Genomic DNA, 14,570 nt, shown 5'->3' with positions numbered 1-14,570 from the left:
CGCTCACACCTTTGCTCATCCCGCGTTACCCCTCGCTCAACATCTCCGCCTCGCCGCTCAGATGGCCGACCAGGCTGCGGCGGACGCGGCCGATGTCTCGCCCCGGCGGTTCGCCGAAGTGGCGGGCATATTCGCGGCTGAACTGCGACTGGCTCTCGTAGCCGACCTTATGACCTGCGTCCCCAGCGTCGAGGCGCTCCTCCAGCATCAGGCGCCGCGCCTCCTGCAAACGGAGTTGTTTCTGATATTGCAGCGGGCTCATCGCCGTGATCGCCTTGAAATGATGATGGAAGGAGGAGACGCTCATGCTGACGCGGCTTGCGAGATCGTCGATGCGCAGCGGCCGCGAATAGTGCTCCTTCAGCCAGGCGACTGCACGGCCGATCTGGTGCGGCTGGCTCTCGACCGTCGTCATCTGACGGAGTCTTGCGCCGTGCGGCCCGATAACCAGGCGGTAGAGAAGTTCCTGTTCCACCAAAGGCAGCAGGACTGCGATGTCGTCGGGCCGGTCGAGCAGGCGCAGCAGGCGCAATGCTGCGTCCTCCAGATCGGGCGTGAGCTTGCTGACTGCCATGCCGCGCGGAGAGCCGGACGATTTCGCTGCCCCGTGGCCGATTGCGTCCAGGAGCGCCGGGATCCTCGTCGTATCGATCTGAAAAGCCATGCTCAGATATGGTTCTTCCGGTGAGGCGACCGATACCTGCGAGAGCACCGGCAAGTCGATCGAGGTCAAAAGGTAATCCGAGGCGCCGTAGACGAGCGTCTCTTCGCCGAGCACGACGCGTTTGGCGCCCTGCACGATGATCGCGAGGCTTGGCTTATAGGCGGCGCAATTCAGTTTGGCGGTGCTCGAATGGCGATGAATGCTGAGGCCCGGTACGATGGTCTGGTAGTCGCCGTCTTCCCCGGCGATCCGGGCAATGATATCTATCATCCGCTGGCGCGGCATGCTTTGCGTGACTGTCATATTCATCGCTCTTTCCAATGCCTTAGTTCTGTATGAAAGCAGGACAAAGATAGGGTGGCGAGGTTACCTCGCCACGATGCCTAGGCAATTCTTGCAGGATCGTGCAAGAACTTTGCAGGATCGCACTAACGCATGGCCCTGAGAAGCAGCATAGTCCGCCGTGCCGCCCGCGGTCCATGGATCGCCGGGCGCGCCCTCCATTTTCAAGACATGAAGGACAGACCCATGGCCATTGCAAGAGGATATGCGGCGACGGATGCGTCGAAGCCGCTCGCCCCTTTCACCTTCGAACGCCGCGAGCCACGCGACGATGACGTGGTGATCGATATCAAATATTGCGGCGTCTGCCATTCCGACATTCACCAGGCCCGCAACGAGTGGGGCAACTCGACATTTCCGATGGTGCCGGGTCACGAAATCGTCGGCATCGTCCGGGCGGTCGGCTCGAAGGTCACCAAGTTCAAGATCGGCGACCGCGTCGGCGTCGGTTGTTTCGTCGATTCCTGCACGACCTGTGCGACCCGCGATCTCGACCTGGAACAATATCTGCCGGGCCTGGTGGTGACCTATAACGGCGTCGAGGCCGATGGAAAGACGCCGACCCAGGGCGGCTATTCCGACCACATCGTCGTCAAGGAAGGCTATGTGCTCTCCATTCCCGAGAACCTGCCGCTCGACGCCGCGGCACCGCTGCTCTGCGCCGGGATCACGCTCTATTCCCCGCTCCGCCACTGGAAGGCGGGCCCTGGAAAGAAGGTGGCGATCGTCGGCATGGGCGGTCTCGGCCATATGGGCGTGAAGCTCGCGCACGCGATGGGTGCCGAGGTCACGGTCCTTAGCCAGACGCTTTCGAAGAAGGAGGACGGGCTGAAGCTCGGCGCCGACCACTATTACGCGACGAACGATCCGGCGACCTTCCCGGCGCTTGCCGGCAGCTTCGACCTGATCATCTGCACCGTCGCGGCCGAGATCGACTGGAATGCCTACCTCAATCTCCTGAAGGTCGACGGCAACCTCGTGCTCGTCGGCATTCCGGAAAACCCCGTGCCGGTCCATGCCTTCTCGCTCGTGCCGGCCCGTCGCAGCATTTCCGGTTCCATGATCGGCTCGATCAAGGAGACGCAGGAGATGCTGGATTTCTGCGGCGAGCACGGCATCGTCTCGGAGATCGAGACGATTGAGATCGAGCAGATCAACGAGGCCTATGAGCGGGTGGTCAGGAGCGACGTGCGCTACCGCTTCGTGATCGACATGGAGTCCATCAAGGCGTGAGCTGGGGCGGACCGCTGCCACGCTCAAAGCAGCGGCAGCGGCCCGTCGTTCTTGATCTCCTCCATGACCGCATAGGTCCGGGTCTCCTTGACGCCCGGTAGCGTCCACAGCACCTGGCCGAGGAAGTTGCGGTAGGCGGCCATGTCCTCGAAGCGGGTCTTGACGAGATAGTCGAAGCCGCCGGCGACCATATGGCATTCCAGCACGGCGGGCGCCTGCTTGATGGCGGCTGCGAACTGGTCGAAGACTTCCGGCGTGGTCTTGTCGAGCATCACCTCGATGAAGACCAGGAGCCCGAAGCCCAATTTGTGCGGATCCAGCCGCGCACCGAAGCCGGAGACGTAGCCCTCCTTCAGGAGCCGCCGCAGCCGTTCGCTGGTCGCGGTCGGCGAAAGCCCGATACGGTCCGCCAACTCCAGGTTGGTGATCCGTCCGTCCGCCTGGAGGATGTTCAAGATTCTGCGGTCCGTCTTGTCGATCTGGTGCATGGCCGGCCCCGTTTCTCAGGCGGCAAGCCGCGTTTCGGCAAGCTTCACCCAATAGGAAATCCCGTGCGGGATCGCTTCATCGTTGAAATCGTAGGCGGGATGATGCAGGCCAGCCGTGTCGCCATTGCCGATGAAGACGAAGGCGCCCGGCCGAGCGAGCAGCATATAGGAGAAGTCCTCGCCGCCCATCATCGGGTCGAGCGCCGTGTTGACGTTGCCTTCGCCGGCAACCGTCGCCGCGACAGCGAGCGCGTGACCGGTCTCTGCCGCGTGATTGACGGTCACCGGATAGTTGCGGCCATACCAGACATCCACGGTGGCCCCATAGGCGCCGGCGATGCTTTCGGCGATCTGGCGGACCCGGGCCTCGCCGGTGTCGCGGACCTCCGGCGTCAGCGCCCGCACGGTGCCGGCGAGAACGGCCTGCTCCGGGATGACGTTGTGCGCGAAGCCGGCGTTGAATTTGGTGACGGAGACGACGACAGAGGCAAGCGGATCGACCGTGCGCGAAGCGATCGTTTGCAGCGCATTGACGATCTGCGCACCGATGGCGATCGGGTCGATGGTCTTGTGCGGTTGCGCCGCGTGGCCGCCGCGGCCCTTGACGGTGATGGTGAATTCATCGGTGGAGGCCATGATCGGGCCGGGCCGGCTGCCGAACTGGCCGACCGGCATGCCCGGCATGTTGTGCATGCCGTAGACCTCTTCGATCGCGAAGCGCTCCATCATGCCGTCCTTGACCATCTCGTTGCCGCCGCCGCCGCCTTCTTCCGCCGGCTGGAAGATCACAGCGACGCTGCCGGCAAAATTGCGCGTCTCGGCGAGGTATTTCGCCGCACCGAGCAGCATGGCGGTATGGCCGTCATGGCCGCAGGCGTGCATCTTGCCGGGCGTGGTCGAAGACCAGGGCCTGCCGCTCGTCTCGGTGATCGGCAGGGCATCCATGTCGGCCCTGAGACCGATGGTGCGGCCTGGGCCGCGGCTGCCGCGGATTAGGCCGACGACGCCGGTCCGCCCAAGGCCGGTCACGATTTCGTCAACGCCGAATTCCCTGAGTTTCCTTTCGACAAAGGCCGCCGTATTTTCCACTGCGAACAGGATCTCCGGGTTTTGATGCAGGTAGCGCCGCCATTCGGTCACTTCGTTCTTGAGCTCGGCGGCACGGTTCAAAATCGGCATTGTTCGTTCCTGTCACTTGAGGTCTATACTTGGGATCGGAGCGGTGGATTGACGCGGCAGCCAAATGAATGGGCTTTGCCATTTCCTCGCCATATAGGCTAAATACCGGGGCGATACGAGTAAACTCCGGAATTTCGAGGTAGGAATTGTGGCGCTAGCAGGATTTTTGGTGCGCAACAGGGCGGGCGTAGTGGGCGTTCTTGCAGGGGTCTGCGCGGCATTGGCCGCGGCGCTGCCGGCATCCGCCAATCCGAGGCTCGTCGTCGACGTCGCCTCGCTAAAGGTCTACGAGCACCAGGACATTTTCCAGAAATGGTATCCGGCTTCGCTGACCAAGCTGATGACGGCCTATACGACGTTTCGCGCGATCAAGGCCGGGCAACTGACGCTGGAATCCCCGGTGGTGATGTCGAAGAATGCGGCGTCCGAGCCACCGAGCAAGATGTTCTACAAGCCCGGCCAGGCAATGACTCTCGACAGTGCGTTGAAAATGATGCTGGTCAAGTCGGCGAACGACGTCGCAGTGGCGATCGCCGAGACGGTCGGCGGGTCCGAACAAGCCTTCATCGAGCGGATGAATGCGGAGGCGCGCCGCATCGGCATGACGTCCTCGCATTTCGTCAATGCCAACGGGCTTCCGGGCGAGGGGCAGTATACGACCGCCCGCGATCTCGCGGTGCTTGCGATCACGCTGAAGCGCGAATTCCCGGAATATGCCCCCTACTTCTCGCTGGAGGGCTTCACCACCGGCAAGAAGGACTATGCGAACTACAACATGCTGATCGGGCGTTTCGAGGGGGCGGACGGCATGAAGACCGGCTTCATCTGCGCCTCGGGTTTCAACCAGGTCTCGTCGGCTACCCGCAATGGCCGCAGCGTCGTTTCGGTCGTGCTCGGCGAGGACAGCCTCGGGGCTCGCGCCGACGAGTCGGCCAGGCTCCTGCAGATGGCGCTGACGACCAGCGACGCGGCAAAGCCCTCGCTCACGCAAATTGCGCCCTACGGCGAGACCCGCAACGTCGTCACCGACGTCAGCAAGGAGATCTGCTCGAAGCAGGCGGCGAAGGTACGCAGCGAAGGACGTGACGAGGCCGGTCGGCAGAAGCTGCTCTCGCCCTATATCCACGAGATCGACCGTCCGCTGAAACTCGCCTTTGCCGGGCTCATTCCGGGCAGTAACGACAAGAGCGCCAAGGCTGGGGTCGGTGTCACGGGGCAGGGCGATATCGCTGAAATTGCCAATGTACCGATCCCGGTGCCGCGCCCGAGCTTCTAAACGGAGTCTGCCATGAATGGTCCCCTGCCGCTGGTGCCGGTGTCGATCCTCACCGGCTTTCTCGGTGCGGGCAAGACGACCCTTCTCAACCGGTTGCTCAAGGACCCGGCGCTCGCCGATACGGCCGTGATCATCAACGAGTTCGGTGACGTCTCGATCGACCATCTGCTCGTCGAGGCATCGAGTGACGGCGTGATCGAGCTCTCGGACGGCTGCCTGTGCTGCACCGTCCGCGGCGAGCTTGTCGATACCTTGGCCGACCTCATGGACCGGATGCAGACAGGGCGCATCAAGCCGCTGAAGCGCGTCGTCATCGAGACAACGGGTCTGGCCGATCCGGCGCCGGTGCTGCAATCCGTCCTCGGCAATCCGATCATCGCACAGAACTTCCGCCTGGACGGCGTGGTCACGGTCGTCGACGCGGTCAACGGCGAACAGACGATCGGCAATCACGTCGAAGCGCTGAAGCAGGTCGCTGTCGCGGATCGGCTGGTGATCAGCAAGACAGGGCTTGCGAAAGGCGAGCAGATCGAAGCGCTTAAGGCGCAGCTCAGCGAGCTCAATCCGCGGGCGCCGATTATCGACGGGGACACGGACGAGGCCGGGCGCGCCGCACTGTTCGACTGCGGTCTCTATGACGCGTCGACCAAGGTCGCCGATGTCGGCCGCTGGCTTCAGGACGAGGCGGGGGCGGAGCGCCACGATCATGATCACGACCACGGTCATCACCACGATCATGAGGATCATCACCATCACGACGTCAATCGGCACGGCACGGACATCCGTTCCTTCAGCATCGTCCATGATCGGCCGATCGCGCCGATGGCGCTGGAGATGTTCATCGATCTCCTGCGCTCGGCCCATGGCGAAAAGCTGTTACGCATGAAGGCGATTGTTTCGATGGCGGACAATCCGGAACGGCCCGTGGTGCTGCACGGCGTTCAGACCGTCTTTCATAGGCCGGAGCGGCTTGCCGCCTGGCCCGATCCGGCCGACCGCCGCACGCGGATGGTGCTGATCACCAAGGGGCTCGAGGAGACTTTCGTTCGCGACCTCTTCGATGCCTTCACCGGCAAACCGCGCGTCGACCGGCCGGACGCGCAGGCTCTTGCGGACAATCCGCTCGTTGTTCCCGGGATGAGATTCTGATGCTATAGCCAGCGCCGGACGCGGGCCTGGTAGGCGCGGTATATGTCGCCGAATTTACGCTCTAGATAGGCCTCCTCGCGCGCGACCACCGCATAGCGGATGACGAGATAAAACGGCACCAATAGAACGAGGAACCAGAGGCTGTCGAAGCCGATGGCGAGGCCGATCAGACCGAGAAACATGCCGATATAGATCGGGTTGCGGCTGTAGCGGTAAGGTCCGTCTTCGACGATCGTCGTTGTCGGCTGCACGGTCTGGATATGCGTTCCTGCCCGGCGGAGTGTTGCCGCACTCCAGATCAGCAGTCCTAGTCCGGCAAGGAATGTGATGGCACCGAGGAGCCAACTGGCCGGTATGGCCTCCGGCAAGAGCGGTAGCGGATAAAGCCAGTCGAGCGTGAAGCTCGCAACGGCCGCCAGCGCCCAGGCGATCGGTGGTCGCACGGCCGCGTTGGAGCTGTCGCGGAAACTGCCGCTTGCCTCGTTCATCCCGCCACCCTATTGGCGCCCCCCCAACGCCCCGGACGGGATCATAGCAAGATTTCCGGTCGCGTTGGAGCGACTCGGGATTGGATTGTGATGGCACTGGGGAGTTCGCCCGTCACCCCTAACCCTCTCAGTCAGGCCCTTTTGCGAATGACGAAGCGATGGCCGCCCGCTGTAGGCGTGGCCTCTTCGAGCCGGTGTCCGTCCTCGTTGCAGAAATGCGGTATGTCGATCACCGCCAGAGGGTCCGTCGTTTCGATCTCGATCAGAGCGCCCGGCGCCAGCGACTCCATACGCTTTCGCGTTTTCAAAACGGGAAGGGGGCATTTCAGCCCCCTCAAATCGTACACGGTCCGGGGTTCGTCCGGCATCAATTGCCCCAAATCTTCCAGAAGGGGCGCTTCTTCGGCTGCTCGACGGCCGGCTGCTCGGGCGCTTGCATCTCGGCATTCGCGGCCGGAGCGTTCGCGACCTGTGCATTGCCTTCGGCCGGTGCGGCCGCCTGTTCTTGAGCGGCAGCCGGCTGTGGCTGGCCCGGCGCGGCGGTCAGTTGGACGGCGGCCTGCCCATCGGGTGCTGGGCTTACCGGGGCCGCTGCCTCGCTCTCGGGCTCGCTTTTCGAGAACAGATTCCAGAAGGATTTCTTCGCGGGCGCCTCTTGCAGCGCCGCCTGCTGGACCGGGCGTTCGACCGGGCTCTGCTGCGGCACCGGCACGTTTCTGCCCTCGCGGGTCGCCTTTTCGAGCGCCTCTTTCTGGATCAGGGCCGCCTGTTTGGCCTCCTCGGCCTCCTTCTGTGCGGCGAGCTTCTTCTCCAGATCGCTCACCTTCATCAGCTTGCCGGCATCGAGCGAGGTTCCGGTCGGCGCGTAGGCAAGCTCGCGGCCCTTGCGCTGTTCGGCGACGATTGCCTTGCGTTCGGCCTCGGTCGGTTCGTACCAGACCATGCCGTCGAATTTCTTCAGCGCCTTCTCGTAATCGCGCTGATAGTCCTTCTCGTAGGATGCCATGGCCATCTCAAGCGCCGGCGGCGTCGTCATGGCGGGGCACTGGCCTGCTGGATTGAACTTGCCGTCGGCCTGCTGATTGAAGACGTATTTCCTCTCGCAGACATTCACTTGCGGCGGACGCTTGGTCACCTCGAACTGGTCGTAGCCGGCCTTCAGCATCTTCCAGAATTCGATATTCGGATTGTCGCGATGGCGGGCCATGTTCTCCGCCGTCATGCGGAACGGGAAGGCCTGCAGTTGCACATATTCTTGGCCGCCCTTGAAGGCGTCTCGCGCGAGCGCAAAGATCTCGATGATCTGCTCGTCGGTCATCGAATAGCAGCCCGACGAGGAGCAGGCGCCATGGATCATCAGATGCGTGCCGGAGCGACCGTTGGCCTTGTCGTACGTGTTGGGATAGCCGGTGTTGATCGCGAGATAGTAGTTGGAATTGGGATTCATCTGATGCGGATAGAGCGGATAGAATCCCTCCGGCGCCTGACGGTCTCCTTCCTTCACTTTGGGGCCGAGCTTGCCGGACCAGGCACAGATCTTATAGCTCTTCAGGAGCTGGAAGCGGTTCGCCGTGTTCGCCTTCCAGACCTCTAGCGTTCCCTCTTCCTTGAAGATGCGCAGGAGGATCGGGGATGTCTTCTGCATCCCAAGCTCGCGCATCTTGCTGACCATCTTGCTCGAAAGCTGATATTCGGTCTTGTTCTTGACGGAGGAGAGGTTGACGGTATCGAGCGTTTCATTGGTGCAGCCGGCAAGCGCGGCTGCGACAGCGGCGGTGAGGAGAAGGTTCCTTAAACGCATCGGCAAAAGCCCGTTCTAGCCACAATCCATTCGTGCGCCCACTTTCCCGGGGGGAGGGGATCAGCGAATCACTAAGATATTATTCTTCACGAAATCTTAACTGTGCAGGCCCCCCTGCGAATGCCGCTTCTCATGGACCTCATGAATATGGCCAAGATTTGGCCACAGTCGCTTTCCGGTTGCTGACCATCGCGGTGCGCTCGCGATGATTCAGATCGGAGCAGTTTTGGGAGGAGACAAGGGGCGGCAACCACTCGGCGTCTCGCTCTTAGAGATTGCGGCCGATGTTCAGGTATTTCTGCCGCCGATCGCTCCGCAATTCGTCGCCGTTGCGCGCGGAGAGCTCCTTGAGCGCATCGGCGATCACCGTTCCGGTGCGGCTGATGACCGCTTCCGGATCGCGATGCGCTCCGCCTACCGGTTCGGGAATGATGCCGTCGATGACGCCGAGTGATTTCAGGTCTTCCGCCGTGATCTTCATGCTGGCGGCGGCCTCCTTGGCGCGCGTCGAATCGCGCCAGAGGATCGAGGCCGCACCTTCCGGCGAGATCACGCTATAGATGGCATGCTCGAGCATATAGACGCGGTTGCCGGTCGCGATCGCGATCGCACCGCCCGAACCGCCTTCGCCGATCACCACGGTGACGATCGGCACCTTGACGTTGAGACACATTTCCGTCGAGCGGGCGATTGCCTCGGCCTGACCCCGCTCTTCGGCGTTGACGCCCGGATAGGCGCCTGCCGTATCGACCAGCGTGATCAGCGGCAGACCGAAACGATCGGCCATTTCCATGATACGAACCGCCTTACGGTAGCCCTCGGGACGGGGGCTGCCAAAGTTGTGCTTGATGCGCGACTTGGTATCGTTGCCTTTTTCCTGGCCGATGATCGCGACCGGCGCGCCGCGAAAGCGAGCGAGCCCGGCCTGGATCGCATCGTCATTGGCGAAATTGCGGTCGCCCGCGAGCGGCGTGAATTCGGTGAAGAGGCTGGAGGCATAGTCGAGGAAATGCGGGCGCGAAGGATGGCGGGCGACCTGGGTCTTTTGCCAGGGGGACAATTTGGAATAGATGTCGGCCATCGCATCGCGGACGCGCCCCTCGAGCCGGGCGATCTCGTCTGACGTGTTCACGCTCTCGTCTTCGCCGGCGAGTTTCTTCAGTTCGAGAATCTTGCCTTCGAGATCAGAGATGGGTTTTTCGAAGTCGAGATAGTTGTGCATCAGATGCGTTTCCGATCATTTTTCGACAAGGCCGCCCTGCCAAGCCAATCTGTCCGCGGTCCTAATCCTGTTTTTTCGCCTGTTTGGCAAGGGGGTGATGGTTCTGCACGAGCTCATGCAGGCGTTCGTCCAGCACATGCGTATAGATTTGTGTCGTCGAAATGTCCGAGTGCCCGAGCAGTTCCTGCACGGCGCGAAGGTCGGCGCCGTTGGCGAGCAGATGGCTGGCGAAGGCATGGCGCAGGACATGCGGGGAGATCGCCGCGACCCTGATGCCTGCGCGCGCGGCAAGGCCCTTCAGATCGCGGGCGAAGACCTGGCGCGGCAGATAGCCGGACTTGCCGTAGGAGGGGAAGAGCCAGGGGCTGGCGGCGCCGTCTTCCTTTTCCCGCAACGCCTCGCCATAGGCCCGCATGGCACGGATAGCTGCCTGCGACAGCGGCACGAGCCTTTCCTTGTTGCCCTTGCCGCGGATGACCAGGAAGCGGCCGTTCTGTGAAAGGACGCTTGCCGGCAGCGATACGAGCTCGCTGACGCGCATGCCGGTAGCGTAGAGGAGTTCGATCAATGCGTGCATGCGCAACTTCGAAAGCGCGTCGTCGCCCGATTTCGCTTCCGCCTCCGCCTGGCCAATCAGTTTGCTGACGTCGTCGATGCTGAGCGTCTTCGGCAGGGCGCGACCTTTTTTCGGCGCGTCGAGGATGCCCGTCGGATCGTCGCCGCGTAAGCCTTCCGCATAGAGGAACTTGTAGAATTGCCTGAGCGCCGAAAGGCGCCGGGCCTGCGAAGATGACTTGAAACCTTCGCCGGCGAGATGGGAGAGATAGCTTCTTAGATCGTCGGCGGTGGCGGTGATCAGCCGCGTGCCGCGCGAGCGCAGGAATAAGAGCGCGTCCTTGAGGTCGCGTTCATAGGATTGCAGCGTGTTGACCGCTGCGCCGCGCTCGGCGCTCATCATCTCCAGGAAGGCTTCGAGGTGGGCCTCTGACAGATCCGTCATTGCGGCTTGTTGACCCGTTCTGTGGGAATGCGCACCGTGACGTCCCGCTCCACCGGGTCGACCAAGGTGACGAGCGCCACCATCGTGGCGTAGATAATGCCGGCCATAACGGCGCAGATGAACAGAAACCGGAAGAGGGTCGGCATTTCAGTCTCCTCTGCACGATCCCTGAAATTGGAGCCGATCAAGGATGCGATCATGCAGTGCGTGCCTATATGAACGGCTCCGCGGCCAAGTTCAAGAAGGCCGCGCGACGACTTGACGCTCCCCGCCGATTTGTCGATACCGGAGAGGAATGGGGAATATGAAGCGCAATGAACGACGTGACCGAACCGGTTTCCGCGACGCTCGCCGAAAGGGCAAAGCGCGCCCTCGGTAAGCGCAATCTCGTTTTCATCGGTCTGATGGGGGCGGGAAAATCGGCGATCGGGCGCCTCACCGCCCAAGCGCTCGGTATTCCCTTCATCGATTCCGACCATGAAATCGAGCGGGTCTCGCGCATGACGATCAGCGATCTCTTCGCCACCTATGGCGAGGAGGAATTCCGGGCGCTCGAAGCTCGCGTGCTGAAGCGGCTGCTCCGGTCCGGGCCGCGCGTGGTCTCGACCGGCGGCGGCGCCTATATCAACGAACGTTCGCGGCGGCAGATCAAGAAGGGCGGTCTGACGATCTGGCTCAACGCGGAACTCGACGTGCTCTGGGAGCGGGTGAACAAGCGCGACACCCGGCCGCTTCTGAAGACCGAGAACCCCAAGCAGACGCTCGAGAACCTGATGCGTGCGCGGTATCCGATCTACGCGGAGGCGGATCTTACAGTCCTCTCGCGCGACGTGAAAAAGGAAATGATGGTCGAAGAGGTCCTCGCCGCCATCGCTGATTACCAGAAAGCCTGACACGATGAACAGTAATGAGCTGCCCGCCGCCGAGCGCAAGGTTCGCGTGAACCTCGGCGACCGTTCCTATGACATCCTCATCGGTCCCGGCCTGATCGCAGCGGCGGGCCGAGAGATCGCGGCCCGCCTCAATGGCAGGAAGATGGCGGTGATAACGGACGAGAACGTCGCGCCGCGCTATCTCGAGCCGCTGATGGCGAGTCTCAAGGAAAGTGGTATCGAGGCGATCTCCCTCGTATTGCCGGCAGGGGAGAAGACCAAGAGCTTCGAGCACCTCATTCCGGTCTGCGAGGCGATCCTCGGCGCCAGGATCGAGCGCAACGACGCGGTGATCGCGCTCGGCGGCGGCGTGATCGGCGACCTCACCGGCTTTGCCGCCGGCATCGTCCGCCGCGGTTCGCGCTTTATCCAGATTCCGACCTCGCTTCTGGCACAGGTCGATTCCTCCGTCGGCGGCAAGACCGGCATCAATTCGCCGCACGGGAAGAACCTGATCGGCGTGTTCCACCAGCCCGAGCTTGTGCTTGCCGATACGGACGTGCTCGATACGCTGAGCCCGCGCGAGTTCCGCGCCGGCTATGCCGAGGTCGCCAAATACGGGCTGATCGACAAGCCGGAATTCTTCGAATGGCTCGAGCAGAACTGGCAGGCGATATTCGCCGGCGGGCCGGCTCGCATCGAGGCCATTGCGGTCAGCTGCCAAGCCAAGGCCGACGTCGTTGCCGCGGACGAGCGCGAAACCGGGCTGAGGGCGCTTCTCAATCTTGGCCACACCTTCGGTCATGCGCTGGAAGCGGCGACCGAATACGACAGCACGCGGTTGGTACACGGAGAGGGCGTTGCGATCGGCATGGTGCTTGCGCATGAGTTCTCTGCCCGGATGAACCTCGCGAGCACGGACGACGCGCGGCGCGTGGAAGCCCATCTCAGGGCCGTCGGCCTGCCGACGCGCATGGGGAACATTCCCGGGGCACTGCCGCCGGCCGAGCGGCTGATGGAGGCGATCGCCCAGGACAAGAAGGTGAAAGGCGGCAAGCTTACCTTCATCCTGACGCGAGGGATCGGACAGTCCTTCGTCGCCGACGACGTTCCGTCTTCGGAAGTGCTGAGCTTTCTTAAGGAAAAACATCCCTAATGAGCGGCGGCGCATTCCTGGCGTTTCTGGCGGATCATTGGCCGTCTCTCGTCTCGGTCCTTGGTCTGCTCCTGCTTTCCGCCTTCTTCTCCGCATCGGAAGCGGCGTTGAACGCGGCATCCCGGTCACGAATGCATATGCTCGAGAGCAATGGCGACGCACGCGCCGGCATCGTCAACGGATTGATCGAGAGCCGCGACCGTCTGATTGGGGCTCTGCTAATCGGCAACATCCTCGTGATCATCCTCGCCTCGTCTCTGGCGACGAACCTGTCGATCCGTCTCTTCGGCGTTTACGGTGTCGCAATTGCAACGCTTGCGATGACGGTCCTCTTCGTTGTCTTCGCCGAAGTTCTGCCGAAAAGCTGGGCGCTCGCGTCGCCCGATCGTTCCGCCCTTGCGGTGGCACCGACAGTGAGGCCCTTCATCACGGTGATCGGTCCCGTCTCCAATCTGGTGAATGCGATTGTCCGGCGCATGCTGAGCCTTCTCGGAGTAAACTTGTCATCGGAGGTGCCGATGCTCACCGCGCAGGAGGAACTGCGGGGTGCCGTCGATCTGCTCCATCGCGAAGGCTCGTTCGTGAAGGCGGACCGCGACTTGCTCGGGGGCGTGCTTGATCTCGGCGAACTCGAAGTTTCCGACGTCATGATCCATCGCACCGCGATGCGGGCGATCAATGCCGACGATCCGCCCGCCGTCTGCGTCCGGGAGATACTCGAAAGCCCGTTCACGCGCCTGCCGCTGTGGCGGGGCTCCGCCGACAACATCATCGGCGTCATCCATTCCAAGGATTTGCTCAGGGCGCTTGCCGAGCCGGATGTGCAGGCCGAGACGATCGACGTCGTTAAGCTCGCGCAGAAACCCTGGTTCGTGCCCGACACGACCAATCTCAAGGACCAGCTCAACGCCTTTCTCAGGCGCAAGCTGCATCTTGCCATCGTCGTTGACGAATACGGCCAGGTGCAAGGGCTCGTAACGCTCGAGGATATCCTGGAAGAGATCGTCGGCGACATCGCCGACGAGCACGACCTCGACATTCAGGGCGTCCGTCAGGAGGCCGACGGCTCGATCGTCGTCGATGGGTCCGTGCCGATCCGCGATCTCAACCGCGCGCTCGACTGGTCACTGCCGGACGAGGAGGCGACGACTGTTGCCGGTCTCGTCATCCATGAATCGAAGAGCATTCCGGAGGAGCGGCAGGCCTTCACCTTCTACGGCAAGCGTTTCATCGTCATGAAGCGGGTGAAGAATCGGATCACCAAGTTGCGCATCCGCGCCGCCGAGGAAGACGGCCCCGCCGGCTGATCTCACCAGCGCGTCGGCTCTCCCGGAGCGGCCGGTTCTACGGCAAGCGCGTGCAGTCCGGCGTCGAGTTCGGCCTTCAGGAGGTCGTTGATCGCCCGGTGGCGCGCGACGCGGCTCATGCCGGCAAAGGCGCTCGAGACGATGCGGATCCGCATATGCGTCTCGCCGCCGCCGTCGAAACCGGGCTGATGGCCGGCGTGTAGGTGGCTCTCGTTGATCACCATCAGGCGTTCGGGCTGGAAGGCCTGCACGAGCTTGTCTTCGATACGTCTTTGCAGCGACATCTTTCCGTCCCATTTCCCTGTTTGCCGGTGCGTCGAGATCGAGCGGCTGGCAAGGTCCGTGCGATGCAAAATAGCCGCACAAAGCCAGCAACATTCCGCTTTGTCAATT

16 protein-coding genes are annotated in these 14,570 nt (G+C 62.5%); 6 read left to right on the top strand and 10 right to left on the bottom strand.

Annotated features, from left to right (window positions below; genetic code table 11):
• Positions 1-25: 25 nt before the first annotated feature.
• Positions 26-967: an AraC family transcriptional regulator gene (locus AYK65_RS13655; RefSeq protein WP_081158876.1), complete on the bottom strand. Its 942-nt coding sequence runs from the start codon at positions 965-967 to the stop codon at positions 26-28.
• A gap of 225 nt (positions 968-1,192) precedes the next feature.
• On the opposite strand from AYK65_RS13655, the gene AYK65_RS13650 reads away from it, so the two are divergent.
• Positions 1,193-2,239 (top strand): NAD(P)-dependent alcohol dehydrogenase, encoded by a 1,047-nt coding sequence (locus tag AYK65_RS13650; RefSeq protein WP_026616349.1) that lies wholly within the window; start codon positions 1,193-1,195, stop codon positions 2,237-2,239.
• Positions 2,240-2,262: 23 nt separating this feature from the next.
• Here AYK65_RS13650 and AYK65_RS13645 read toward each other — a convergent pair whose 3' ends face one another.
• Both AYK65_RS13645 and AYK65_RS13640 read right to left on the bottom strand, forming a co-directional pair.
• The gene (locus tag AYK65_RS13645) at positions 2,263-2,727 is read right to left on the bottom strand and encodes an Lrp/AsnC ligand binding domain-containing protein (RefSeq protein WP_010970133.1); all 465 of its coding nucleotides are present in this window, start codon (positions 2,725-2,727) and stop codon (positions 2,263-2,265) included.
• Positions 2,728-2,742: 15 nt separating this feature from the next.
• Positions 2,743-3,906 (bottom strand): M20 aminoacylase family protein, encoded by a 1,164-nt coding sequence (locus AYK65_RS13640; protein ID WP_026616348.1) that lies wholly within the window; start codon positions 3,904-3,906, stop codon positions 2,743-2,745.
• Between the two features lie 190 nt (positions 3,907-4,096).
• On the opposite strand from AYK65_RS13640, the gene AYK65_RS13635 reads away from it, so the two are divergent.
• Complete coding sequence (locus AYK65_RS13635; protein WP_046116457.1) at positions 4,097-5,182, top strand: D-alanyl-D-alanine carboxypeptidase family protein; 1,086 nt, start codon at positions 4,097-4,099, stop codon at positions 5,180-5,182.
• 12 nt (positions 5,183-5,194) lie between these two features.
• Positions 5,195-6,331, top strand: a complete 1,137-nt coding sequence (locus AYK65_RS13630; RefSeq protein WP_081158746.1) for a CobW family GTP-binding protein — start codon at positions 5,195-5,197, stop codon at positions 6,329-6,331.
• A 2-nt stretch (positions 6,332-6,333) separates the two neighbouring features.
• Here the strand turns inward: AYK65_RS13630 and AYK65_RS13625 are convergent, their stop codons facing one another.
• The 6 genes from AYK65_RS13625 to AYK65_RS13600 all read right to left on the bottom strand — a co-directional run bounded on the left by AYK65_RS13625 (position 6,334) and on the right by AYK65_RS13600 (position 10,988).
• A complete protein-coding gene (locus AYK65_RS13625; protein WP_026616345.1) occupies positions 6,334-6,819 on the bottom strand; it encodes a methyltransferase family protein in 486 nt (161 codons plus the stop codon).
• A 131-nt stretch (positions 6,820-6,950) separates the two neighbouring features.
• On the bottom strand, positions 6,951-7,187 hold the full coding sequence (locus AYK65_RS13620) for a sulfurtransferase TusA family protein (RefSeq protein WP_026616344.1): 237 nt from the start codon (positions 7,185-7,187) through the stop codon (positions 6,951-6,953).
• Positions 7,187-8,620 (bottom strand): L,D-transpeptidase family protein, encoded by a 1,434-nt coding sequence (locus tag AYK65_RS13615; RefSeq protein ID WP_026616343.1) that lies wholly within the window; start codon positions 8,618-8,620, stop codon positions 7,187-7,189. The genes AYK65_RS13620 and AYK65_RS13615 overlap by 1 nt, the downstream gene beginning before the upstream one ends.
• Positions 8,621-8,888: 268 nt before the next feature.
• Positions 8,889-9,842, bottom strand: coding sequence for an acetyl-CoA carboxylase carboxyltransferase subunit alpha (locus AYK65_RS13610; protein ID WP_026616342.1), 954 nt, complete (start codon positions 9,840-9,842; stop codon positions 8,889-8,891).
• 61 nt (positions 9,843-9,903) lie between these two features.
• Positions 9,904-10,842, bottom strand: coding sequence for a site-specific tyrosine recombinase XerD (gene xerD / locus AYK65_RS13605; RefSeq protein WP_081158744.1), 939 nt, complete (start codon positions 10,840-10,842; stop codon positions 9,904-9,906).
• A complete protein-coding gene (locus tag AYK65_RS13600) occupies positions 10,839-10,988 on the bottom strand; it encodes a hypothetical protein (protein WP_026620225.1) in 150 nt (49 codons plus the stop codon). Before AYK65_RS13600 ends, xerD begins: the two co-directional genes overlap by 4 nt.
• A 168-nt stretch (positions 10,989-11,156) precedes the next feature.
• Between AYK65_RS13600 and AYK65_RS13595 the strand changes: the two genes are divergently transcribed.
• The 3 genes from AYK65_RS13595 to AYK65_RS13585 are packed head-to-tail and all read left to right on the top strand — an operon-like array spanning position 11,157 to position 14,177.
• Entirely contained in the window at positions 11,157-11,735 is a 579-nt protein-coding gene (locus AYK65_RS13595; RefSeq protein WP_026616339.1) for a shikimate kinase, read from the top strand.
• A 4-nt stretch (positions 11,736-11,739) separates the two neighbouring features.
• Positions 11,740-12,870, top strand: a complete 1,131-nt coding sequence (gene aroB / locus AYK65_RS13590; protein WP_026616338.1) for a 3-dehydroquinate synthase — start codon at positions 11,740-11,742, stop codon at positions 12,868-12,870.
• Positions 12,870-14,177, top strand: a complete 1,308-nt coding sequence (locus tag AYK65_RS13585; RefSeq protein WP_026616337.1) for an HlyC/CorC family transporter — start codon at positions 12,870-12,872, stop codon at positions 14,175-14,177. The genes aroB and AYK65_RS13585 overlap by 1 nt, the downstream gene beginning before the upstream one ends.
• Before the next feature lie 2 nt (positions 14,178-14,179).
• Here AYK65_RS13585 and AYK65_RS13580 read toward each other — a convergent pair whose 3' ends face one another.
• Positions 14,180-14,461, bottom strand: a complete 282-nt coding sequence (locus AYK65_RS13580; protein WP_046116454.1) for a BolA family protein — start codon at positions 14,459-14,461, stop codon at positions 14,180-14,182.
• Positions 14,462-14,570 lie beyond the last annotated feature (109 nt).

It is taken from the genome of Ensifer aridi (assembly GCF_002078505.1).
GTDB lineage: Bacteria > Pseudomonadota > Alphaproteobacteria > Rhizobiales > Rhizobiaceae > Sinorhizobium > Sinorhizobium aridi.
Note: the sequence above shows the minus strand (reverse complement) of the source record. Positions and strands in the feature narration are given on the sequence as shown.

Excerpts from the sequence above, each read along its gene's own strand:
- AYK65_RS13655 (WP_081158876.1), bottom strand. The coding sequence starts at position 967 with ATGACAGTCACGCAAAGCATGCCGCGCCAGCGGATGATAGATATCATT.
- AYK65_RS13650 (WP_026616349.1), top strand. The coding sequence starts at position 1,193 with ATGGCCATTGCAAGAGGATATGCGGCGACGGATGCGTCGAAGCCGCTC.
- AYK65_RS13645 (WP_010970133.1), bottom strand. The coding sequence starts at position 2,727 with ATGCACCAGATCGACAAGACGGACCGCAGAATCTTGAACATCCTCCAG.
- AYK65_RS13640 (WP_026616348.1), bottom strand. The coding sequence starts at position 3,906 with ATGCCGATTTTGAACCGTGCCGCCGAGCTCAAGAACGAAGTGACCGAA.
- AYK65_RS13630 (WP_081158746.1), top strand. The coding sequence starts at position 5,195 with ATGAATGGTCCCCTGCCGCTGGTGCCGGTGTCGATCCTCACCGGCTTT.
- AYK65_RS13625 (WP_026616345.1), bottom strand. The coding sequence starts at position 6,819 with ATGAACGAGGCAAGCGGCAGTTTCCGCGACAGCTCCAACGCGGCCGTG.
- AYK65_RS13620 (WP_026616344.1), bottom strand. The coding sequence starts at position 7,187 with ATGCCGGACGAACCCCGGACCGTGTACGATTTGAGGGGGCTGAAATGC.
- AYK65_RS13615 (WP_026616343.1), bottom strand. The coding sequence starts at position 8,620 with ATGCGTTTAAGGAACCTTCTCCTCACCGCCGCTGTCGCAGCCGCGCTT.
- AYK65_RS13610 (WP_026616342.1), bottom strand. The coding sequence starts at position 9,842 with ATGCACAACTATCTCGACTTCGAAAAACCCATCTCTGATCTCGAAGGC.
- xerD (WP_081158744.1), bottom strand. The coding sequence starts at position 10,842 with ATGACGGATCTGTCAGAGGCCCACCTCGAAGCCTTCCTGGAGATGATG.
- AYK65_RS13600 (WP_026620225.1), bottom strand. The coding sequence starts at position 10,988 with ATGCCGACCCTCTTCCGGTTTCTGTTCATCTGCGCCGTTATGGCCGGC.
- AYK65_RS13595 (WP_026616339.1), top strand. The coding sequence starts at position 11,157 with ATGAACGACGTGACCGAACCGGTTTCCGCGACGCTCGCCGAAAGGGCA.
- aroB (WP_026616338.1), top strand. The coding sequence starts at position 11,740 with ATGAACAGTAATGAGCTGCCCGCCGCCGAGCGCAAGGTTCGCGTGAAC.
- AYK65_RS13585 (WP_026616337.1), top strand. The coding sequence starts at position 12,870 with ATGAGCGGCGGCGCATTCCTGGCGTTTCTGGCGGATCATTGGCCGTCT.
- AYK65_RS13580 (WP_046116454.1), bottom strand. The coding sequence starts at position 14,461 with ATGTCGCTGCAAAGACGTATCGAAGACAAGCTCGTGCAGGCCTTCCAG.